19 protein-coding genes and 1 pseudogene are annotated in these 20922 nt (G+C 68.7%); 8 read left to right on the top strand and 12 right to left on the bottom strand.

Going from position 1 to position 20922, the window contains the following annotated elements; genetic code table 11:
* Positions 1 to 5 precede the first annotated feature (5 nt).
* Together JDV09_RS19805 and uvrA are read right to left on the bottom strand one after the other, a co-directional pair.
* The gene (locus JDV09_RS19805) at positions 6 to 503 is read right to left on the bottom strand and encodes a lipoprotein LpqH (protein WP_221370842.1); all 498 of its coding nucleotides are present in this window, start codon (positions 501 to 503) and stop codon (positions 6 to 8) included.
* A gap of 163 nt (positions 504 to 666) precedes the next feature.
* Complete coding sequence (gene uvrA / locus JDV09_RS19810) at positions 667 to 3570, bottom strand: excinuclease ABC subunit UvrA (protein WP_221370843.1); 2904 nt, start codon at positions 3568 to 3570, stop codon at positions 667 to 669.
* 155 nt (positions 3571 to 3725) lie between these two features.
* Between uvrA and JDV09_RS19815 the strand changes: the two genes are divergently transcribed.
* The 3 genes and pseudogenes from JDV09_RS19815 to JDV09_RS19825 all read left to right on the top strand — a co-directional run.
* A complete protein-coding gene (locus JDV09_RS19815; protein WP_221370844.1) occupies positions 3726 to 4403 on the top strand; it encodes an MBL fold metallo-hydrolase in 678 nt (225 codons plus the stop codon).
* A gap of 125 nt (positions 4404 to 4528) precedes the next feature.
* Positions 4529 to 4789 (top strand): hypothetical protein, encoded by a 261-nt coding sequence (locus JDV09_RS19820; protein ID WP_221370845.1) that lies wholly within the window; start codon positions 4529 to 4531, stop codon positions 4787 to 4789.
* A gap of 134 nt (positions 4790 to 4923) precedes the next feature.
* Positions 4924 to 5106: pseudogene (locus tag JDV09_RS19825) on the top strand (MBL fold metallo-hydrolase); the annotation flags it as partial.
* Positions 5107 to 5146: 40 nt separating this feature from the next.
* Here JDV09_RS19825 and JDV09_RS19830 read toward each other — a convergent pair.
* Together JDV09_RS19830 and JDV09_RS19835 are read right to left on the bottom strand one after the other, a co-directional pair.
* Positions 5147 to 5590 (bottom strand): universal stress protein, encoded by a 444-nt coding sequence (locus JDV09_RS19830; protein WP_221370847.1) that lies wholly within the window; start codon positions 5588 to 5590, stop codon positions 5147 to 5149.
* A 235-nt stretch (positions 5591 to 5825) separates the two neighbouring features.
* Positions 5826 to 6923 carry a hypothetical protein gene (locus JDV09_RS19835; protein WP_221370848.1) on the bottom strand — a complete coding sequence of 366 codons (1098 nt, stop codon included), beginning with the start codon at positions 6921 to 6923 and terminating at the stop codon, positions 5826 to 5828.
* A 339-nt stretch (positions 6924 to 7262) separates the two neighbouring features.
* Here JDV09_RS19835 and JDV09_RS19840 point away from each other — a divergent pair, with 339 nt between their 5' ends.
* Positions 7263 to 7409, top strand: coding sequence for a hypothetical protein (locus JDV09_RS19840; protein ID WP_221370849.1), 147 nt, complete (start codon positions 7263 to 7265; stop codon positions 7407 to 7409).
* Between the two features lie 6 nt (positions 7410 to 7415).
* On the opposite strand, the gene JDV09_RS19845 is transcribed toward JDV09_RS19840, so the two are convergent.
* Together JDV09_RS19845 and uvrB are read right to left on the bottom strand one after the other, a co-directional pair.
* Entirely contained in the window at positions 7416 to 8834 is a 1419-nt protein-coding gene (locus tag JDV09_RS19845; RefSeq protein WP_221370850.1) for an MFS transporter, read from the bottom strand.
* A gap of 39 nt (positions 8835 to 8873) precedes the next feature.
* A complete protein-coding gene (gene uvrB / locus JDV09_RS19850) occupies positions 8874 to 11033 on the bottom strand; it encodes an excinuclease ABC subunit UvrB (protein ID WP_221370851.1) in 2160 nt (719 codons plus the stop codon).
* Positions 11034 to 11115: 82 nt separating this feature from the next.
* On the opposite strand from uvrB, the gene JDV09_RS19855 reads away from it, so the two are divergent.
* Together JDV09_RS19855 and JDV09_RS19860 are read left to right on the top strand one after the other, a co-directional pair.
* A complete protein-coding gene (locus tag JDV09_RS19855; protein WP_221370874.1) occupies positions 11116 to 11622 on the top strand; it encodes a ribonuclease FAU-1 family protein in 507 nt (168 codons plus the stop codon).
* A gap of 11 nt (positions 11623 to 11633) precedes the next feature.
* Complete coding sequence (locus tag JDV09_RS19860) at positions 11634 to 12233, top strand: hypothetical protein (protein WP_372452975.1); 600 nt, start codon at positions 11634 to 11636, stop codon at positions 12231 to 12233.
* On the opposite strand, the gene coaE is transcribed toward JDV09_RS19860, so the two are convergent.
* Both coaE and rpsA read right to left on the bottom strand, forming a co-directional pair.
* Positions 12230 to 13453 (bottom strand): dephospho-CoA kinase, encoded by a 1224-nt coding sequence (coaE, locus tag JDV09_RS19865; RefSeq protein WP_221370852.1) that lies wholly within the window; start codon positions 13451 to 13453, stop codon positions 12230 to 12232. The two genes, JDV09_RS19860 and coaE, sit on opposite strands and share 4 nt — an antisense overlap.
* An 88-nt stretch (positions 13454 to 13541) precedes the next feature.
* The gene (gene rpsA / locus JDV09_RS19870) at positions 13542 to 14996 is read right to left on the bottom strand and encodes a 30S ribosomal protein S1 (protein ID WP_221370853.1); all 1455 of its coding nucleotides are present in this window, start codon (positions 14994 to 14996) and stop codon (positions 13542 to 13544) included.
* Between the two features lie 170 nt (positions 14997 to 15166).
* On the opposite strand from rpsA, the gene JDV09_RS19875 reads away from it, so the two are divergent.
* Both JDV09_RS19875 and JDV09_RS19880 read left to right on the top strand, forming a co-directional pair.
* Positions 15167 to 16345, top strand: coding sequence for a PrsW family intramembrane metalloprotease (locus tag JDV09_RS19875; RefSeq protein ID WP_221370854.1), 1179 nt, complete (start codon positions 15167 to 15169; stop codon positions 16343 to 16345).
* Between the two features lie 69 nt (positions 16346 to 16414).
* Positions 16415 to 17077, top strand: a complete 663-nt coding sequence (locus tag JDV09_RS19880; RefSeq protein ID WP_221370855.1) for a trimeric intracellular cation channel family protein — start codon at positions 16415 to 16417, stop codon at positions 17075 to 17077.
* On the opposite strand, the gene JDV09_RS19885 is transcribed toward JDV09_RS19880, so the two are convergent.
* From JDV09_RS19885 to JDV09_RS19900, 4 genes are read right to left on the bottom strand one after another with little or no spacing between them, the layout of a single operon-like run.
* Entirely contained in the window at positions 17065 to 17520 is a 456-nt protein-coding gene (locus tag JDV09_RS19885; protein ID WP_255605675.1) for a hypothetical protein, read from the bottom strand. The two genes, JDV09_RS19880 and JDV09_RS19885, sit on opposite strands and share 13 nt — an antisense overlap.
* Before the next feature lie 4 nt (positions 17521 to 17524).
* Positions 17525 to 18538 (bottom strand): SDR family oxidoreductase, encoded by a 1014-nt coding sequence (locus tag JDV09_RS19890; RefSeq protein ID WP_221370856.1) that lies wholly within the window; start codon positions 18536 to 18538, stop codon positions 17525 to 17527.
* Between the two features lie 14 nt (positions 18539 to 18552).
* Positions 18553 to 20334, bottom strand: a complete 1782-nt coding sequence (locus JDV09_RS19895) for a glycoside hydrolase family 15 protein (RefSeq protein ID WP_221370857.1) — start codon at positions 20332 to 20334, stop codon at positions 18553 to 18555.
* On the bottom strand, positions 20331 to 20822 hold the full coding sequence (locus tag JDV09_RS19900) for a hypothetical protein (RefSeq protein ID WP_221370858.1): 492 nt from the start codon (positions 20820 to 20822) through the stop codon (positions 20331 to 20333). Before JDV09_RS19900 ends, JDV09_RS19895 begins: the two co-directional genes overlap by 4 nt.
* Between the last annotated feature and the right edge of the window lie 100 nt (positions 20823 to 20922).

Raw genomic sequence — 20922 nt, forward strand, 5'->3', positions numbered from 1 at the left:
GGGACTCAGCTACAGCTCACCGTGACGGTGAACGGCTTGGTGATCATCCCGGCCATCGGATTGCTGATGTCGGCGCCGGTGGCCTCCCCGGTGACGGTGTAGGTGTCGCCGTCGACACTCACCTCGGCCGAGCCGACCTCGGCGCCCATCGTGTTGGTCACCGCGAGCGCATTACCGTCGACCACCATGCCGAGCGACTCGACGACCGGCGTCGCCTCGTCGGTCATCACGATGCCCAGACCCTGCTGACCGCCGATCGCACCGCTGGCCACGTTGATCTTCCCGCCCTGCTTGACGCAGGTCACCGAATTCAGGTCCAGCCCCGCCAAGTCGGCGCCGTCGACCTTGACCTCGGTCTTCTGTCCGGTGCTGACCTGCGCGTCGGCGGCCACCGAACTCTCGGTACCGGTGCCCGGGTCCTGGGCGCCCTTGTCGTCGGAACAGCCCACCAGCATGGCGGCGCCCGCAGCGATCCCGATCACACCAGCGACAACTCGCTTCATCGATCCATCCCTTCGTCCTGCTTCGCCTCGGTGGCGTCGTCGGGTGAAGTCAATGCCCGCCGCGGCGCTACCGATCCCAAATATCGGCGGCGGCGACCGCGACCTCCACCGGACCGCATGCCACCGACCCGGCGGATCCACCGTCGGGGCGCGGGGCTGTGGACTACGCGCTGACCTTGCTGCTGCGGCGGGTCTTGCGGGCCGGACGCGACACCCCGAGCGTCTCCGCCAGGAAGTGTCCGGTGTAGCTCCCGGGGTGCGTGGCAACATCCTCCGGCGTGCCGGTGGCCACCACCGTTCCGCCACCCGAGCCACCCTCGGGACCCATGTCGACGATCCAGTCCGAGGTCTTGATCACGTCGAGGTTGTGCTCGATGACGATGACGGTGTTGCCCTTGTCGACCAGTCCGTTGATGACGGAGAGCAGCTTGCGGATGTCCTCGAAGTGCAGCCCGGTGGTGGGCTCGTCGAGGATGTACACGGTCCGGCCGGTGGAGCGCTTCTGCAACTCGGAGGCCAGCTTGACCCGCTGCGCCTCGCCACCGGACAGCGTCGGGGCGGGCTGACCGAGCCGCACGTAACCGAGGCCGACGTCCACCAGCGTCTTGAGGTAGCGGTGGATGGAGGTGATCGGGGCGAAGAACTCCGCGGCCTCCTCGATCGACATGTCGAGGACCTCGGCGATCGTCTTGCCCTTGTAGTGCACCTCGAGCGTCTCCCGGTTGTACCGGGCGCCCTGGCACACCTCGCACGGCACGTACACGTCGGGCAGGAAGTTCATCTCGATCTTGATGGTGCCGTCACCGGAGCAGGCCTCGCACCGGCCGCCCTTGACGTTGAACGAGAACCGCCCGGGCTGGTAGCCGCGCACCTTGGCCTCGGTGGTCGCGGCGAACAGTGTGCGGATCTTGTCGAACACGCCGGTGTAGGTCGCCGGGTTGGATCGCGGCGTGCGCCCGATCGGCGACTGGTCGACCCGGACCAGCTTGTCGACCTTGTCCAGGCCGGTGACCCGGGTGTGCCGGCCGGGCACCAGCCGGGCGCCGTTGAGCTTGTTGGCCAGCACCGCGGCCAGGATGTCGTTGACCAGCGTGGACTTGCCCGAGCCGGATACTCCGGTCACCGAGGTCAGGACACCGAGCGGGAACGTCACGTCGATCTCGCGCAGGTTGTGCTCGCGCGCCCCGACGACGGTCAGCTGGCGTTTCCGGTCGACCGGGCGGCGCAGCGCGGGCACCTCGATCTCTTCCTTGCCCGACAGGTAGGCCCCGGTCAGCGAGTCCGGGTTGCCGAGCAGCTCGTCGTACGGGCCGCTGTGCACGATTCGGCCGCCGTGTTCGCCGGCCGCCGGGCCGATGTCGACGACCCAGTCGGCGTGGGCGATGGTGTCCAGGTCGTGCTCGACGACGATCAGGGTGTTGCCGAGGTCGCGCAGCCGAACCAGCGTGTCGATCAGCCTGCGGTTGTCGCGTTGGTGCAGCCCGATCGACGGCTCGTCGAGCACGTAGAGCACACCGACCAGCCCGGAACCGATCTGGGTGGCCAACCGGATCCGCTGGGCCTCACCGCCGGACAGGGTCGCCGCGGCCCGCGACAGCGACAGGTACTCCAGCCCGACGTCGAGCAGGAAACCCAGCCGGGACTGGATCTCCTTGAGCACCTGACCCGCGATGGCCTGTTCGCGGGTGCCCAGCGTCAGTGCGTTGAGGAAATCCGCACAGCCGGCGATCGACATCTCGGCGACCTCGGCGATCGACTTCGCGCCGAACGTGCCCGCGGCCAGCGTCACCGCCAGGATCTCGGGCTTGAGCCGGGAGCCCTGGCACTCCGGGCACGGCACATCGCGCATGAAGCCTTCGAGACGTTCCTTCATCTGCTCGGAGTCGGTCTGCTCCATACGCCGCGTCAGGAACGCCATCACGCCCTCGAAGTCGGCGTAATAGGAGCGGGTGCGGCCGTAGCGGTTCTTGTACCGCACGTGCACCTGTTCGTCGCAGCCCTCCAGGATGGCCTTGCGGGCCTTGGCGGGCAGCTTCTTCCACGGGGTGTCCACGTCGAATCCCAACTGGTCGCCCAGCCCCGACAGCATGCGGGTGAAGTATTCGGCGGTGTGCCCCATCGACCATGGGGCCACGGCTCCTTCCGCCAGCGTCAGATCCGGGTCGGGCACCACCAGGTCGGGGTCGACCTCCTTGCGGATGCCCAGACCTGCGCATTCCGGGCACGCGCCATAGGGCGAGTTGAACGAGAACGACCGCGGCTCCAGATCGTCGACGGCCAGCGGATGGCCGTTGGGGCAGGCCAGCCTCTCCGAGAAGCGCTGTTCACGATGGGGATGATCGTCTTCACGGTCGACGAACTCGAGCACGACGATGCCGTCGGCCAGGTTGAGGGCGGTCTCCACCGAGTCGGTGAGGCGCTGCTTGGCGCCGGCCTTCACGGTCAGCCGGTCGACGACCACCTCGATGTCGTGCTTCTCCTGCTTCTTCAGCTTCGGCGGATCGCTCAGCGAATGCACCACCCCGTCGACACGCACCCGGCTGTAACCCTGGGTGTTCAGCTTGTCGAACAGGTCGACGAACTCGCCCTTGCGGGTGCGCACGACCGGCGCGAGGACCTGGAAGCGAAGTCCCTCGTCCATCGCGAGGACCTGGTCGACGATCTGCTGGGGAGTCTGACGCGCGATCCGCTCACCGCACACCGGGCAGTGTGGGGTGCCCGCCCGGGCATAGAGCAGACGCAGATAGTCGTACACCTCGGTGATGGTGCCGACGGTGGAGCGCGGGTTGCGGTTGGTGGACTTCTGGTCGATCGACACCGCGGGCGACAGTCCCTCGATGAAGTCGACGTCCGGCTTGTCCATCTGCCCGAGGAACTGGCGCGCATAGGCCGACAGCGACTCGACGTAGCGACGTTGCCCCTCGGCGAAGATCGTGTCGAACGCCAGCGATGACTTGCCGGAACCCGACAGGCCGGTGAACACGATCATCGCGTCGCGGGGCAGGTCGAGGTCGACGCCACGCAGGTTGTGCTCCCGGGCACCCTTGACAATCAGGCGGTCAGCCAACGATGTCCCTTCCACGTGAAATGGCCGCGATTCGGGCCGCAGACGCAGTACAGGCACCATGCTAGGTGCCGCCACCGACAAGTCCCGACCCGGTAAGACCGCAGAATCGTGCCGGCGGCCACGGCGGCGCGCCCGCGCGCAGTACCGTGAGGCTCATGACAGTGGTCGACGACAACTACACCGGGCACGTGGAGCGCGGGACGGCCGCCCGACGGACCCTTCCCGGCGCCTCGATCGTCAAGGTGTCGGTGGGCCCGATGGACAACAACGCCTACCTCATCACGAGCACGGCGACCGGGGAGACGCTACTGATCGACGCCGCCAACGACGCCGCGGTGCTGCTGGAGCTGATCGAGCGGTACGCACCGAAGGTGTCGTTGATCGTGACCAGCCATCAGCATCGGGACCATTGGCTGGCGCTGGCCGAGGTGGCCGGCTCGACCGGCGCACCGACCGCCGCCCACCGCCTGGACGCGGGCCCGCTACCGGTCGCCCCGGACGTCCTGCTGGCCGCCGGCGACACGATCGACATCGGTGACCTCACCTTCGAGGTCCTTCATCTCCGCGGGCACACCCCCGGCTCGGTCGCGCTGGCCCTCGACGGGCCGGCCACCGGCGGCCGGGTGCACCTTTTCACCGGCGACTGCCTGTTCCCGGGTGGTCCTGGCCGGACAACACGCCCAGAAGAGTTCGATTCACTGATGAGTTCCCTCGAGTCCAGGGTTTTCGGCTGCTATGGGGATAACACGGTCGTTTACCCCGGACATGGTGACGACACCACGCTAGGCGTCGAGCGTCCACACCTCGCCGAATGGCGCGCGCGGGGCTGGTGACGTGACAACCGCCGGGCGGGGCCAGTCGCTTGCCAGGAGGTTCGGAATGACCTCCGACCCTAGTCTCAGTCCGGCGCAGGGGCCGACGCTTGCACTACATGGAAACAATAAGGAGACGATCTGACATGACTGATAAATGGTTCACCGACATCGGTGCCCCGGGAGAGTTGACCCTTACAGATCTGTGCGACCAAATCGAGCAAAAAATCCACACCAACGCAGACAACTATAAGTTGCCGCAGGAGTTCCCGGACTGGCAGTCGTGCGTGGAAGATCGGGACGCCACTATCTATAAGTTGAGCGCGGCTGTTGTCAACCTTTGCCAGATGGTGGAGTACTTGGCATCGGAGCATCAGCGCGGCGGCGCTAGCTACTCCACTACATAAGGCAAAGGACATCGGCCTGCCCCGGCGTGGCTCACTAGGCCCAGGAGTCGGTCGTCCACCGAATGGCACATGATTGTGCCAACGGCTAGACCCTCACCGCAGACACCGTGGGTGAAGTGACAACCGCCACTCCCTTCCCGGGTGGGGTGGGCAAGACGTGGAAGGAAGGCGACTTCGAGCAGTTGCTCGGGGACGTGACGACCAAGGTGTGCGACGTCTACGACGATCGGACCGCCGTGTATCCGGGGCACGGCGACGACACCACGCTCGGCGCGGAACGCCCGCATCTCGCCGAGTGGCGCGAGCGGGGCTGGTGACCGCGGGCCCCGAGGTTCGGGTCGAACCGCCGCTGTGTCGCTAGGACGTGTGCACGATCAGCACATCGGTCTTGGACCGGCGCGCGACGTTGGCGGGCACCGACCCGAGCAGCCGCCCGGCGATGGTGCTCAGACCGACGTTGCCGACCACCAGCAGGTCGGCTCCGACCTCCTCGGCGAGTTCGACGAGCGCATCGACGGGTGCCCCGACCACGGCCTTTTCCTCGATGTTCTCGGCGCCGGCCGCCCTGGCGCGGTCGCGCGCCTCACGCAGGATCGCGTATATCGGGGCGTTGCCCGACATCTTGTAGCCCTCGTCCTTGAGGACGTCGGCGGCCCGGTGATCCTCGCTCTGTGGGAAGTAGGCCGTCGCCACGACGAGCTTCGCGTGGGCCCCGGCGGCGATCTCGCCGGCGCGGTCCACGGCACGCAACGATGAATCCGATCCGTCCGTACCAACCAGCACGGTTTGATAGGCGCTCATCCATATCCTCCCAGTGTCAGTTGCAACGCCACCGAGACAGTAACCCGGCATCAGGCGAACACGGGTGCGAATCACCACACCGGGATCGCATTCTCCCAGGAACCGGTCTCGCCGGCGCCGACAACGTCACGATCGCCGCCACAACGTGACGGGGCATACACCCGTAGTCAATCACGCACTGCGGCAAGGAATATCTTGCCACCTCTGTTACCTGGAGCGGCAGAAGTGGTCCAGGTCACCATTGATCGCGGCGGATCCGCTCTTCTATCGCCGCCGGGCCGGGGTCGGCGGGGTTGTCGGAGGCCGACCATGCGGTGCCCTCGCACACCAGGTCCTGCGGCACCGGCAGCGTCGAGGGCAGCAGCATCCCCGGCATCACATCGCCGAGCGGAACCGCGGGGATCGGGAGCCCGGCGGGCGCCGGCGCGCCCGCACCCGCGGGAACAACCGGCACGATCGGGACGGGCGGCACCGCGGCCACGATGGGTACCACCGGCCCCGGGGCCACCGGCCCGGCGGCGGCATGGGCCACCGGCGCGGCTTCCGGGAGCGCGGCGGCCGGCGGACCTGAAACCGCGATCGCTTCGGGCACAACGGGTTCGGCGGCCGGGACCGGCGCCGCGAGCGGCGCATCGGCCGGTGCGGCCACCGGTGGTTCCGGCATGGTGGGGGCGGGCAATTCCGGCGCGGCGGGGGCAGCCACTGCCGGTTCCGGTGCGGCAGCTGACATCTCGATGGGCGCCTCGGCGACGACGGGAGGCGGCGGGGCGGCGGCTACGGGTTCGACCGGAGCGGGCGCGGCCACAGCGGCCTCCACCGGTGCTTCCACCGGAGGAGCGGGTATCGGCGCCGCCGCGTCGACCAGTGGTGCCGCGGGCGGCGCCCCGGTGACCACCGGCACGGGCGGGATGGGTGGCACCACCGCCGGAACGGGGGCGGCGGCGAAGGGAACGACCGGCACGGCCGGCTCCGGCACCGCTGCCGCCTGCACCATCGGCGCGGCGGCAGGGACCGGCGGGATCTGACCCGCCGGTAGTGGCGGGGGCACCGGTCCGGGGGCCGCCAGCGCAGTTACACCGTGCACCACCTCGGCGACCGGCACCGGCGGTAAAGACGGAGCCTGCTCGGGCACAACGGTGTTCAACACGTTGGTCGCCGTGTCGAGCGATTCGGGCACACTCGGCGGTTCTGAAACCAGCTGCTGCACCAAGTCCATACACGGCACACCCGGGCTCGGTTCGGCCACTGCCTGAGCACAGATCATCAGCGCCGGACCGGCCATACCCACGGCCGCCAGCGCCATGACACCGATCCGACTGATCTTTCTTGACATGGTCTTTCCTGAATTCGTTCGCCTGGTCCACCCGCAGAGAAACGTATCGCGTCACCGGAGTTACTCAAGCGCTGGCGGATTCGGTTATCCAACCGATACCGCCCGGACGCGACGCGGTGACTGACGCCTGGTCACCGACCTTAGGCTTCGCCACCAAGACCCGAACTCTGAGCAACGGTGGGTCACGAGACGGGGACATCGCAACGCTGACATCCCCCAGCAAATCCGTACCGGGCGCCAACCCAACGGTGATCCAACGCTTGCCCATGTGTGCTGCAACAACCCCATCACCGTCTATCGCCACCCTCAGCGTGTAGGCGACGGCCGAAAGCGCCTGTGATGACCGGTCCTGAACCGCGATGCGTCCCGGAGACCACGACCGGCCCCGAGACACTCGAGGCCATCCAGAAGCTGCTCGACGAACTGCCGTACCGCCGCGACACCGAAGGCAACCACTGGACGCTCGTGCGTCGTGTGGAGGAGTGAAGCCGGTCAGGCTTTCGGCGCTGCGGCCGGCCGGCCACTGCGGATGGCGGAGACCGCGCCCAGCGCGGCCAGCACGGCGAATACCGCGAACAGCCAGCGCGACGCCGCGACACTGCCGACCTCGTTGAGGTTGACCACCACGCCGGCCAGCGCGGCACCGAGTGCCGCGGAGATCACCTGCACGGTGTTGATGGCCGCCGCGGCGGCCGGACCCTCGGCTGGGTCGGCGACCTTGCTCATCGCCCACGCCGACAGATGTGGCCAGGCCATCCCGATCCCGGCCCCGCTGACCACCAGACCAACCGCCCACACCCCGACCAGCACCGGCCCCATGTCCGGCCGCTGCGTCAGCGCGCTGATGGTCAGGCCCGTCGCCATGACCAGTGGCGCCACCGCCACGACGCCGACGATGACCCGGTTCCGGGTCAGCGACGCGCTGCTGATCTCACCCGTCGTCCAGCCCACCGCCAGCCCGGCGCCGAGGAAACCGGCAGCCACCGGCACCAGATGCGCCAGCCGCTGACCGAACAACGGGACGTACATGTCCACCATGGTCGCCGCCATCAGCACGCCCAGTGTCAGATACACCCATTTGAGCGGTCCGGGCCGAAAGGCGCTGGGCGGCAGGACCGATGCCCGCACCCGCCGATCGACGACGATGAACGCCGCGACGAGCACGAACCCGCCCGCCACCAGAGCCGCGGTGACCCGGACGTCGCGCGCGATGCCGGCGATACTGACCACCAGGGCCGCGCCGCCGAGCAGCAGCAGCGACCACACCGGGACGCCGATGCGCGCCGGGCCGCGACCATCGGGGCTGCCGGTGTGTCGCGGCAGCGCGACGGGGACGAGCGCCGACATCACCAGCACCATCGCGACGAGGAGCGCGAAAGCCCAACGCCAGGAACCGTATTGGGCGAACAGCCCGCCGGCAGCCGGGCCCACCAGGGTTCCGACCCCCCACATCGCTGACACCAGCGCCGATGCCTTGGTCCACAGCGAACTCGGCAACGCGGTGTTGATCACCGCGTACCCCAGGCCCGCGAGCAGTCCCCCGGCGGCGCCCTGCCCGGTGCGCCCCACGAGCAGCACTTCCATGCTGGGAGCGGTGGCGCACACCAGGCTGCCCACCCCGAACATGCCCAACCCCGTCAGGTACGACCGGCGCGGACCCAACCGCATCAATACCGAGTGCACCGTCGTGGCCGCGACGACCGACCCCACCAGGTAGACGGTGGTCACCCACGCGTAGAACCGTTGCCCGCCGATGTCGGCGACCGCGCTGGGCATCAGGCTGATGGTCAGGAATTCGTTGGTCGCGTACAGCGCCACGCCACCGGCCAGCACGATGGAGGCCCCGAGGTACCTGGGCCCCAGCAGTTCCCGCCAGCCGCCGCCGCCGGCGAAAGTCGCGATGTCGCTCACAGCCCAGACCGTACGACCTCAACCGTGGTTGAGATCAAGTCATTTGAGACCGGCGGCATCCATGCCACGGAGTTCCTTCTTCAGGTCGGCGATCTCGTCGCGGATGCGGGCGGCCAACTCGAACTGCAGGTCACGCGCCGCGGCCATCATCTGTGCCGTGAGATCCTTGATCAGATCAGCCAGTTCGGCGCGTGGCATGTTCGCGGTGTCACGTCCCTCGTAGACGCCGGCGCTCACCGCACGCCCCGGCTCACCCTGTGCCCGCCTACCGCGGGAGGCGTTGCGACCGGAACCGCCGACCTCGACCGCCTCGGAGTCGTCGGCCTCGCGGTACACCTGGTCGAGGATGTCGGCGATCTTCTTGCGCAACGGCTTCGGGTCGATGCCGCGCTCCTCGTTGTAGGCGATCTGCTTGGCACGGCGCCGCTCGGTCTCGTCGATCGCCTCCTTCATCGAGTCGGTCATCGTGTCGGCGTACATGTGCACCTCGCCCGAGACGTTTCGGGCGGCGCGGCCGATGGTCTGGATCAGGCTGCGCGGGGACCGCAGGAACCCCTCCTTGTCCGCGTCGAGGATCGCCACCAGCGACACCTCCGGCAGGTCCAGACCCTCACGCAACAGGTTGATCCCGACCAGCACGTCGTACTCCCCCAGCCGCAGCTGACGCAGCAGCTCCACCCGGCGCAACGTGTCGACCTCGGAGTGCAGATAGCGCACCCGGATCCCCATCTCCAGCAGGTAATCGGTGAGATCCTCGGCCATCTTCTTGGTCAGCGTCGTCACCAGGACCCGTTCGTCACGCTCGGTGCGCTTGCGGATCTCCCCGATCAGGTCGTCGATCTGCCCCTTGGTGGGTTTGACGATCACCTGCGGATCCACCAGCCCGGTCGGCCGGATCACCTGTTCGACGAACTCGCCGCTGGTCTGGCTGAGCTCGTAGGGGCCCGGGGTGGCCGACAGGTACACCGTCTGGCCGATCCGTTCGGCGAACTCCTCCCAGGTCAGCGGCCGGTTGTCGACCGCCGACGGCAGCCGGAAGCCGAAGTCGACCAGGTTGCGTTTGCGGGAGATGTCGCCCTCGTACATGCCCCCGATCTGGGGCACCGTCACGTGTGACTCGTCGATGACGAGCAGGAAGTCCTCGGGGAAGTAGTCCAGCAGCGTCGCCGGCGCCGACCCCGCGGGACGGCCGTCGATGTGGCGCGAGTAGTTCTCGATGCCCGAGCAGAACCCGACCTGACGCATCATCTCGACGTCGTAGTTGGTGCGCATCCGCAACCGCTGGGCCTCCAGCAGTTTGCCCTGCCCCTCCAGCTCGGTCAGCCGTTCCTCGAGCTCGGCCTCGATCGTCGAGATCGCGTGCGCCATCCGGTCCGGCCCGGCCACGTAGTGGGTGGCCGGGAAGATCCGCAGCGAGTCGACCTTGCGGACGATGTCCCCGGTCAGCGGGTGCAGGTAGTAGAGCTCCTCCACCTCGTCGCCGAAGAACTCGATGCGCACCGCGAGCTCCTCGTAGGACGGGATGATCTCGACGGTGTCGCCGCGTACCCGGAAGGTTCCCCGGGTGAACGACATGTCGTTTCGGGTGTACTGCACGTCGACGAGCAGCCGCAGCAGTGCATCGCGGGGCACCTCGTCGCCGACCTTGACCTCCACCGACCGGTCCAGATAGGACTGCGGTGTGCCGAGGCCGTAGATACAGGACACCGAGGCCACCACCACCACGTCGCGCCGGGACAACAAGCTCGATGTCGCCGAGTGGCGCAACCGCTCGACGTCGTCGTTGATCGAGCTGTCCTTCTCGATGTAGGTATCGGTCTGCGCGATGTAGGCCTCGGGCTGGTAGTAGTCGTAGTAGGAGACGAAGTACTCGACGGCGTTGTGCGGCAACATCTCCCGCAGCTCGTTGGCGAGCTGGGCGGCCAGCGTCTTGTTCGGCGCCATCACCAGTGTCGGCCGTTGCAGCCGCTCGATCAGCCACGCCGTGGTGGCCGATTTGCCGGTTCCGGTGGCGCCGAGCAGCACCACGTCCCGCTCACCTCCGCGGATGCGTCGCTCGAGTTCGTCGATCGCGGTGGGCTGGTCACCGGCCGGGTCGTACTCGCTGATCACCTCGAAGCGTCCGCCGTCACGGACGATCTGATCCACCGCGCGGTACTCCGAGTGCGCGAGCACCGGGTGTTCGGTCGCGAAAGCCATGTTCACCAGGGTAGAACGTGGCACCGACATGTTCTGTCCCGGCGATCGCGCCGACGCCGGCCGGCCGCATATCCTGATCGACATCCACCCTCCCAAACACGAGACCTTCGACATCGCGGCGCGCACCAACACCGACCCCAAGGGGATCGTCCGGGCCGTCGACGTCTACACCGTCGCGCCGTGGGGTCTCTACATGGCCCGGCCCACCCCCGGCCGGGCGCAGTTCCACTACATCGAGTCCTGGCTGCTGCCGTCGCTGGGTCTGCGCGCGACGGTCTTCCACTTCAACCCCGGCCACGAGCGTGACCAGGATTTCTACCTCGACGTGGGCGAATACACCCCGGGCCCGACCCGGTGGCACGCCGAAGACCACTACCTGGACCTCGTGGTGCGCACCGGGTCGGGGGTCACGGTCACCGACGTCGACGAGCTGCTGACCGCGGTCACCGAGGGGCTGCTCAGCGCCGAATCCGCCGACCGCGCGATCCACACCGCTGTGGCCACCGTCGACGCTCTGGCCAGGCACGATTACGATCTCAACGGCTGGATGGCGGCCAACGGCATGGTCCTGACGTGGCGGGACGCATAGACTGCTTCGTTGTGAGTGCAGGTAGCCGAACCCGAACCGCATGCGCGGCCGTCGGGGCCGCGACGGTGGCACTGACGGCGCCGGCGGCGTTTCCCGCGGTCGCCGGGGCCGATCCGGAGATCCAGCCGGCGGTCGACACGCCCGCTCCGGCGCCCGAGGTGCTGCACAACATCATCTACCGGGCCCGGGTGGACGGGGTGTCGCGCGGCGCGACGATCTCCTACCGCGCCGACGGCGACCAGTTCCAGACCGCCAACCCGACGATGGTCCCGGGCCGGGTGTTCGAGGCCAACGCGGTGCTGCCGGCGTCGCAGATCGCCAACGTCCGGGTGTCCATCGAATGGCCGTACTCGGCCAACCTGCACTGCGAGATCCTGGTCGACGACGCCGTCGTCGCCCAGGCCGACGACTTCGTCGGGCCGCGCCTGACCCCACAGCGCGAAGACCCCGACTTCGGCTCGCTGACCTGCCAGGCGCCCGTCAGCGGGATCGACAACGTCGCTCCGGTGGACCCCGCTGCCCCGCTGCCCGCCGACCTGCCGCCGGGTGATCCCGCCCTGCCCGCCGACCTCGCGGTGACTCCGGACGACGCTGCGCTCCCGCCGGCCTAGCCGGGCCGCCAACCGGTGGTGTCCGCCCACTCCCACGCCCGCCGGTAGGCGTCGAGGAACCACGGCTCCTTGGCGTGCGCGTAGGCGCCGGTATCAGCGTGCCCGGCCTCGGCCGCCCGCCGTTTGAGCGCCAGATAATCCGACCGCACCGCGGGGCTGGCAGTCAACCAGTCCACGAACAGCAGCGCGAACTGCTGCCCCGGCCAGCCCGCCACCCGGACATGGACATGGGTGGGCCGGCCCGGATCGGCCGAGCAGTACAACCGTTTGCCGAAAAGCGCGCGATCGCCGGTGTGGTCGAACCCGGGCACCGTGCTGCGCGCATCGGACTTGCCGACATCCTCGGTGATCGGTGTCCGCACATAGCCGGCCGCGTGCAACGGGCCGGCGAGTTCGTCGGCGGTCACCAGTGAGTCCACCGTCACCTGGATGTCGATGATGTCCTTGGCATCCATGCCCGCGATGGCGGTCGATCCGATGTGATCGATCCGGCCGGCCCGGTGCCCGCAGGCGGTTTGCAGCCGGGCCACGATGCGCCGGGCCTCGGCGGGCCACTGCGGATCCGGCGCAACCAGGCGGGGCTCGACCGTGGCCGGCCGGCCCACCGCCAGGTTGTGGGCGAACGGCTGGATCCGCCCGTGCCACAGCGCATGCGCCTGTTCCACCAGCTCCCCGGCCGTCCCTGAGTTGTCCAGCCAGACGTCGGCCACCGCCCGGCGCTGTGCCTCGTCGGCCTGCGCGGCGATGCGGGCCCGCGCGTCCTGCTCGGTGAAGCCGCGGTACTCGATGAGGCGCTTGACGCGGATCTCGGGATCGGCGTGCACGATCACCACCAGCGGGAACATCGGCGCCATTCCGGACTCGACCAGCAGCGGGATGTCCTCGATGATCACCGGATTCTCGGCGGCCGCACGGGCGTTCTCGATGAGCTCCGAACGCCGATGCCCCACCAGGGGGTGCACGATGCCGTTGAGTGTCGCGCGCTTCTGTTCGTCGCTGAACGCGATGGCGGCCAGCGCCGGCCGGTTCAGCGCCCCGTCCGGCAGCAGGATGCCCTCTCCGAACGCATCGACCAGGCTGGCCAGCCCTTCGGTACCCGGTTCGACGACCTCCCGGGCGATGACGTCACCGTCGACGACGATGCCGCCCAGGTCGCTGAACGTCGCCGACACCGTCGACTTGCCTGCTCCGATTCCTCCGGTCAACCCGATGCGCAACACCGCACCAGTGTGGCAGGGCCGCCGAACCGGCCCGAGAAAGGGGCAGGCCCCGGCTCACGATGGAGCCGGGGCCTTCGGTCGGTGCGAACTATGCGTTGCCTGCGAGCTTCTCCCGCAGCGCGGCGAGCTGCGCATCGCTGGCGAGCGATCCGCCGGCCGCGGGCTCGTCGGACCGCGAGACGCCGTTCGAGGACCTGGTGGCGGACTCGGCGACCGCGGCTGCCTCAGCGGCGGCGAACTTCTCCATCTGCGCGGTGTGCATCTTGTAGCGGCGCTCGGCCTCGGCGTAGCGGGCCTCCCACTCCTCACGCTGCGCCTCGAAGCCGTCCAACCATTCGTTGGTGTCGGCGTCGAAGCCCTCGGGGAAGATGTAGTTGCCCTGCTCGTCGTAGCTGTCGGCCATGCCGTACTTCCAGGCCTCGAACTCTTCGCTGTTGTAGTCCTCGTTGGCCTGCTTGAGGCTCAGCGAGATACGGCGACGCTCGAGGTCGATGTCGATGACCTTGACCATCGCGTCGTCGCCCACCTGCACGACCTGGTCGGGGACCTCGACGTGACGCTCGGAGAGCTCGGAGATGTGCACCAGGCCCTCGATGCCCTCCTCGACGCGCACGAACGCGCCGAACGGCACCAGCTTGGTGACCTTGCCGGGGACGATCTGGCCGATCGCATGGGTGCGGGCGAAGTGCCGCCACGGATCTTCCTGGGTCGCCTTGAGCGACAACGAAACCCGCTCGCGATCCATGTCGACGTCGAGCACCTCCACGGTGACCTCGTCGCCGACCGTGACCACCTCGGAGGGGTGGTCGATGTGCTTCCAGGACAGCTCCGAGACGTGCACCAGGCCGTCCACCCCGCCGAGATCGACGAAGGCGCCGAAGTTGACGATCGAGGACACCACACCCTTGCGGATGGCGCCCTTGGTGAGCTGGTTGAGGAACTCGCTGCGCACCTCGGACTGGGTCTGCTCCAGCCAGGCGCGGCGGGACAGCACCACGTTGTTGCGGTTCTTGTCGAGCTCGATGATCTTGGCCTCGATCTCCTTGCCGATGTACGGCTGCAGATCGCGGACACGACGCATCTCCACCAGTGATGCGGGCAGGAAGCCGCGCAGGCCGATGTCGAGGATCAGGCCGCCCTTGACGACCTCGATGACGGTGCCCTTGACGGCCTCGTCCTTTTCCTTGAGCTCTTCGATGGTGCCCCAGGCGCGCTCGTACTGGGCGCGCTTCTTGGACAGGATCAGGCGGCCTTCCTTGTCCTCCTTGGTGAGGACCAGAGCTTCGACCTCGTCGCCGACGGACACAACCTCATTGGGGTCGACGTCGTGCTTGATGGACAGCTCACGGGAAGGGATGACGCCTTCAGTCTTGTAACCGATGTCGAGCAGGACTTCGTCACGGTCAACCTTGACGATCGTTCCCTCGACGATGTCGCCATCGTTGAAGTATTTGATGGTTTTGTCGATGGCGGCGAGAAAATCCTCAGCAGTGCCGATGTCGTTGAGGGCAACTTGCGGAGAGGTGACGGAGGGACTTGGCATGTGGTGGGTTGCTCCGGACAGGTTTGATCGTAGGGACATTTCGCTTCTTTGTTCGCACCTGCGATTCGTGCGCACACAGATACACGTCGAGGTTACTCGACTGGGTACACGCAGGACAAACCGCGTCGCGCCGGACCACCCGGGTGAGCACCGGCGGCTACCCTGCAGGGGTGTCGTACACCGGCGCTCCCGGGGGGCCGCCCCACTTCGCAGCTCCGTTCGCGCGCCGTATCCGCACCGTCGGCGCCCCACTCGGGGTGCTCATCGCGCTGGGCACGCTGGCGGGCCTGCTGGTCATCCTGCTGACAGCGGTCAACCCGGCGGGCACCGCGGTGGGGTTCGTGCTGTCCAGCGTGGCGATGACCGTCGTGGTGCTGGCCTACCTGTGGCTGGACCGATTCGCCCCGGAGCCGCCCCGGTTGCTGATCTTCGCATTCATCTGGGGCACCTCTGCCGCGGTCGTCATCTCCGCAATCCTGCAGGTCGTCATCGAGATGTGGTTCAACCCCGCCATGGGCGCCACCGCCGAAACCGACATCAGCCCGGTCACGCTGGTCCTGGGCGCCCCGGTGACCGAGGAGGCGGCCAAGGGGGTGTTCCTGCTGTTGATGATGACCGGCGCCCGCCGCAACGAGCTGAACTCGCTGACCGACTGCCTGGTGTACGCGGGTCTGGTTGGGGCCGGTTTCTCCTGGCTGGAGGACATCCTCTACATCGCCGACGGCGATTCGCTGACCGATTCGCTGACCACCGCCGCACTGCGGTTGATCATGTCGCCGTTCGCGCATTCGCTGTTCACCTCGATGTTCGCCGTCGGGGTGTGGTTCGCGCTGCAGCAGCGCAACGTGCCCGGTAGGGTCGGCTGCCTGCTGCTCGGCTACGCGGGCGCGGTGACGCTGCACGCCATGTGGAACGGATCGTCGCTGTTGGGCTTCGGCGCCTATCTGGCCGTCTACGTGTTCTGGATGATGCCGATCTTCGCGCTGGCGATCATGCTGGCCGTTCGCAGCAGACGACGGGAACAACTCGTCGTCGCCGCCAAACTGCCGGGCATGGTCGCCGCCGGCGTGGTCACCCCGAACGAGGCCGGCTGGCTGGGATCGATCGGGGCCCGAAAGGCGGCGATCGCCGAGGCGACACGCATCGGCGGCAAGCAGGCCGGGCAATCGGTACAGCTCTTCGCCCATCGCGTCTCCGAGCTGGCGTTCGTGCGCGACCGGATCGATCGGGGTTTCGGTGACCCACGCGTCGCGGCGCTGCTCACCGAGGACACCTACGCGGTCTACGGGGCCCGCGCGGCCTCTCCCGCGCTGCACCGGATGGCCGGCTACCGGGCACCGCTGAGCTGACCGGTGCCGTGCCGGCGCCTCCCAGCCGGCTGCCAGAAGATCGGAAGTCTGCGGCCCTACCGTGCGTGCGTGATCCAACACATCGTGAACTACGTCGGCATAGCCGTGCTGGCGACGTCGGGTGCGGTGGTCGGCGTTCGCAGGGGATTCGACCTGTTCGGTATCGCCACGCTGGCCGTGCTGACCGGGATCGGCGGGGTCGTGCTGCGCGACCTGCTGCTGAACCTGGATCCGCCGGCGTCGCTGCAGCACTGGCAGGACATCACCGTCTGCCTGGTCGCGTCGGCGCTGACCACCGTGTTCGCCAAGTGGGTCATCCGGTTCGGCCGGCTGGTACTGGTCCTCGACGCGGTGGGCATGGGGTTCTTCGCCACGTCGGGGGCGGCGATCTCCGTCGACCACGGGGCCAGCTGGTTCGCCGCGGCGGTGCTCGGAGTGATCTCGGCGGTGGCCGGCAGCGTGATCCGTGACGTGGTGGCGCGTGACGTGCCGCTGGTGCTGGGTCCCGACGACATGTACGCCGCGCCGGCGATGCTGGGGTCGGTGCTCTACGTGACCATCGACCGGTTCGGCTCGCAGTGGCTGGCCATCGTGGTCGGTTCGCTGATCGCCACCGTGCTGCGACTGGCCGCGATCACGTTCCATTGGCGGCTACCGACCGGGCCGCGCGAGCTGATCCTGCATCTGCATCACGCTCCCCAGACGACGGGATCCGCCGCTCACCGTGGTTGAGCCGCCCGCAGCAGTCCCCGCCCGCCCGGCGCCAGATGCAGTAGCCGAACCGCCAGCCGGTCCCGGACGCGCCGATGGGCCGGTGGCGTCGGCGCGGCCCGGCGCAGATCGCGCCATCCCGCACCCGCCCATCCGGCGGCGATGACGGCGTCGGTGATTCCGGCACGTGCGCGGCTGCGGTCGACCACCACCAGGCCGAGCGCGGTCAGCGCGTGCACCGCATCCACCCAGGTGCCCATTGCCAGGACCTCCGGGGTGGGCCGCAGCCCCGACAGGGTGGCCTGGGTGAGCTGTCGGGCGCCCAGGATGCGCGCGACGACACGACTGCGGTCGTCGACGGTGAGCCCGTGCACGGTGCCCAGCACCGCATCCGGGTCGGCGAGCAGTGCCGCACCCCACGCGGCCCGGCCCAGTTCGATGGCGCGCATTGCAGCGGCCGACATCGCCTCAGGCCGCCAATCGGCGCACCACCGCACCGGCGGCCAGCGCCGCGCCGGCGCCCGCGGCGACCGACAGCGATCGGGCGTGCCGGGACATCCACAACTGCGGCGACACTCCCAGCGAGCGGGAGTCGAACTCACCGTGCGCACCGTGATCGGTGCCCGGATCGGCGTCCAGGGGGTGCATCAGGTTGTCCGGCCGGTCGGTGTCCACCCGCTCATCGGTCTGCTGTGAGGCGTATCCGGTCCTGCCCAGGTAGCGATCCAGCAGGGCGGGCACGATCTTCTGCCCGGTGATGGTCGCCGCGGTGCTGGCTCCCACCCAATACTGTTTGCGCCGGGGATGGTCTGCGGCGAAACACACTGCCCTGGCGGCGATCTCAGGCTGGTAGATGGGTGGCACGGGTTGTGGGTGCCGCGGCAGCCGCGACCGCACCCAGGAGAACTGTGGGGTGTTGAGGGCGGGCATCTGAACGACGGTGATGTGGATGCCGCTGTGGTCGTGCAGCAGTTCGGTGCGCACGGACTCGGTGAAGCCGTTGATCGCGTGCTTGGCGCCGCAGTATGCCGACTGCAGCGGGATCGCGCGGGCTCCGAGCGCCGATCCCACCTGCACGATGGTGCCGGCGTTGCGGGGCTTCATGTGTGCCAGCGCCGCCATCGTGCCGTACACGTAACCCAGATAGCTGACCTCGGTCACGCGGCGGAACTCTTCGGCGCTGATCTGGCTGAACGGGGCGAACACCGAGGTGAATGCGACGTTGATCCAGATGTCGATGGACCCGAACACGTCCTCGGCGGTGGCGGCGGCCCGCGTCACCTGCTCGTGGTCGGCGACGTCGGTCGGTATCGCGAGCGCGCGCCCGCCGGCGCGCTCGATCTCGGCGACGGCGCCGTCGAGACCGGCCCGGCCGCGTGCCAGCAGCACGACGTTGTCGCCGCGCGCCCCGAATTCCCTGGCGACGGCGCGGCCGGTGCCGGCACTGGCCCCGGTGACGACGACTGTTCGCGGTGTGGACATCTGGCCTCCTGTTTTCATCGGTGCTGTGGTGTCTGCCCGGCGCCCGGTGGCCGGGACAGCCGCTGCGCCGTCTCGATGAGCAGCGCGTGCACGAACGCCTGCGGGATGTTGCCGCGCAGTTGTCGCTGGACGACGTCGTACTCCTCGCAGTACAGGCCGGGCGGCCCGGTTGCGGCGCGGTTGCGCTCGAAGTACCGGCCGGCGGCCACGGCGTCGCCGCCCTGGTGGTGGGACAACGCCAGCAGGAATCCGCACAGCGTGAAGGCGCCCTCCGCCTCCCCGAGGGGGCGCTCGCCGTGCCGGAACCGGTACACGTAGCCGTCGCGGCCAAGGTCGCGTTCGACGGCCCGGATCGTCGCGACGCTGCGCGGATCCGCCACCGGTACCGCGCCACGGATCGCGGGCAGCAGCAGCGAGGCGTCGACATCCGGATCGTCGGGGGCCCGCTGCCAGCGCCCGCTCGGGTGCACACAGTCGGCGGTGCTGGCAGCGATGGTGTCGGCCAGTGACCGCCAGGAACCGGCCGACTGCGACGGTGCGTGGTCGGCCATCCTCCGCAGCCCCGCCACACACGTCAGACGCGAGTGCGTCCAACGCCGGTCGTCGAGTTCCCAGATTCCGGCGTCGGGTTCCCGCCAGCGGGTGGTGATCGAGTCGGCGGCCACGGTGGCGGCACGGTAGGCCCGGCTGTCGAGGCGGTCGTGGCGCGCGGCGGCCGCGAACAGCAGCAGCGCCTCCCCGAACGCGTCGAGCTGGAACTGCGTGTTGGCATGGTTGCCCACGATGTCGGTGCCGCCCGGATAGCCCGGCAGGTGCAGCGAATGCTCGCCGGGAACCGGGTCGCCGGTGACGGTGTAGGCGGGTTTCAACGCGGCGCCGTCGTCGAGCAGGCGTTGCCCGACGAAGTTCACCGCACTGTCGAGCAGCGGATGCGCCTCCTCGATCGACGCCGCCTGCCCGGCGTAGCACTGGTCGCGGATCCATACGTATCGGTAGTCGTAGTTGCGGCCTTCCTCGGCCCGTTCCGGCAGGCTCATCGTCGCGGCGGCCACCATCCCGCCGCCGCTGCTGGTCAGCCCGCGCAGGACGGCGTAGGAGTGCCGGATGTCGCCTTGTGCGGTCGCGGTGGTGAAATCGGGAACCGCTGTTCGCCAATGCTGTTCGGTGTGCCGCCAGAGTTCGACCGGATCGGGTGCGCGGGCCTGGATCGGGGTGTCGGACAACTCGAGCACGATGTCGAGGTGACCGCCTTCGGCGACGTGCAGCGCACCGCCGAGCGCCGGCAGCGGTCCGGCGTGTTCGTCGGCGGACGCCGTACCGGCGCCGGAGAGCCGCAGCCACAGCTTGCCCGCCCGGCCGTGCCAGCGGCCGTGGTCGTCGCGGTGCAGGTCGGCCAGACCGTGTTCGCCGAACCCGGCACCGGGTGCCAGCACCATCCGCGTGTCGGCGTCGCCGCGCACCGCCAGCAGCCGGCGCAGGATGACGGCCCGGTGCGAATCACCGGGAAACGCCAGCGCATCCCGGCATTCGATGATGCCGTCGGAGGTGGTCCACCGGGATCGCCAGATGAGGGCGCCCTCCTCGTAGTAACCACCCCACACGTGGCGTCGGGTCGGCGTGATCGCGAACATGCTGCGCCCGCCGATCAACGATGCGAACACGGCATCGTCGTCCCAGCGCGGTGCGCACATCCAGCTGATGTCGCCGCGCGGGCCGATCAGCGCACCGCGCTCGCCGTCTGCCAGCAGGGCGTACTCGCGCAACACGTGTGGCGCGAAGTCGACCGTCCGACTCATGCCCGGCCCCGCCGCTCCGACACCGCGGCCAGCCCGGCAGGCACCCACTCCGGGCCCTCGATGTGGTCGGGGATCAGCCAGACACCGAGCGCGAAGTGGAACACGAAGGCCGCCGCATAGATCAGCACGGTGGCATCGGTGAACCCGAACGGGCCGGGCGCCGAATGCGTCGCGGCGACGGCGCTGACGATCACCAGCACCAACCCACCGACCGCAACCGCCGCGCTGAACCAGCCGGCCAGGGTGCGCCGGGTCGCCGCGACCGCCGCGGCCAGTGCGACCAGCAGCATCGCCACACTCAGGGCGGGCGTGAGCTCGAGGGCACCGGCGCCGATACGCAGCGGGCCGGCGAACGTGTAGGCCGCCAGCCCGCCGATACCGACCAGCGCGAGGACCACGGCCTCGGCGAAGAGCAGCCGACGGACCTGCCGCCAGTGGCCCGGATCGAGGCTGATCCGGCGCAGAGGCCGATCGGGTGTGCTGTCCATGGCGTCACCTCCACGTGATTCGGCTCGACTCCCTGGATAGGGAAGTTGTTTCCATCCTGGATAATCTCCAAACCGCATAATTTCCTGTAAAGATGTCGTG

Origin of the sequence: Mycolicibacterium xanthum (assembly GCF_019710635.1) — a bacterium.
GTDB lineage: Bacteria > Actinomycetota > Actinomycetes > Mycobacteriales > Mycobacteriaceae > Mycobacterium > Mycobacterium xanthum.

Bases quoted from the DNA above. Each gene is read 5' to 3' on its own strand.
- JDV09_RS19805 (WP_221370842.1), bottom strand. From the start codon at position 503: ATGAAGCGAGTTGTCGCTGGTGTGATCGGGATCGCTGCGGGCGCCGCC.
- JDV09_RS19815 (WP_221370844.1), top strand. From the start codon at position 3,726: ATGACAGTGGTCGACGACAACTACACCGGGCACGTGGAGCGCGGGACG.
- JDV09_RS19820 (WP_221370845.1), top strand. From the start codon at position 4,529: ATGACTGATAAATGGTTCACCGACATCGGTGCCCCGGGAGAGTTGACC.
- JDV09_RS19830 (WP_221370847.1), bottom strand. From the start codon at position 5,590: ATGAGCGCCTATCAAACCGTGCTGGTTGGTACGGACGGATCGGATTCA.
- JDV09_RS19835 (WP_221370848.1), bottom strand. From the start codon at position 6,923: ATGTCAAGAAAGATCAGTCGGATCGGTGTCATGGCGCTGGCGGCCGTG.
- JDV09_RS19840 (WP_221370849.1), top strand. From the start codon at position 7,263: ATGACCGGTCCTGAACCGCGATGCGTCCCGGAGACCACGACCGGCCCC.
- uvrB (WP_221370851.1), bottom strand. From the start codon at position 11,033: ATGGCTTTCGCGACCGAACACCCGGTGCTCGCGCACTCGGAGTACCGC.
- rpsA (WP_221370853.1), bottom strand. From the start codon at position 14,996: ATGCCAAGTCCCTCCGTCACCTCTCCGCAAGTTGCCCTCAACGACATC.
- JDV09_RS19885 (WP_255605675.1), bottom strand. From the start codon at position 17,520: ATGTCGGCCGCTGCAATGCGCGCCATCGAACTGGGCCGGGCCGCGTGG.
- JDV09_RS19890 (WP_221370856.1), bottom strand. From the start codon at position 18,538: ATGTCCACACCGCGAACAGTCGTCGTCACCGGGGCCAGTGCCGGCACC.
- JDV09_RS19895 (WP_221370857.1), bottom strand. From the start codon at position 20,334: ATGAGTCGGACGGTCGACTTCGCGCCACACGTGTTGCGCGAGTACGCC.
- JDV09_RS19900 (WP_221370858.1), bottom strand. From the start codon at position 20,822: ATGGACAGCACACCCGATCGGCCTCTGCGCCGGATCAGCCTCGATCCG.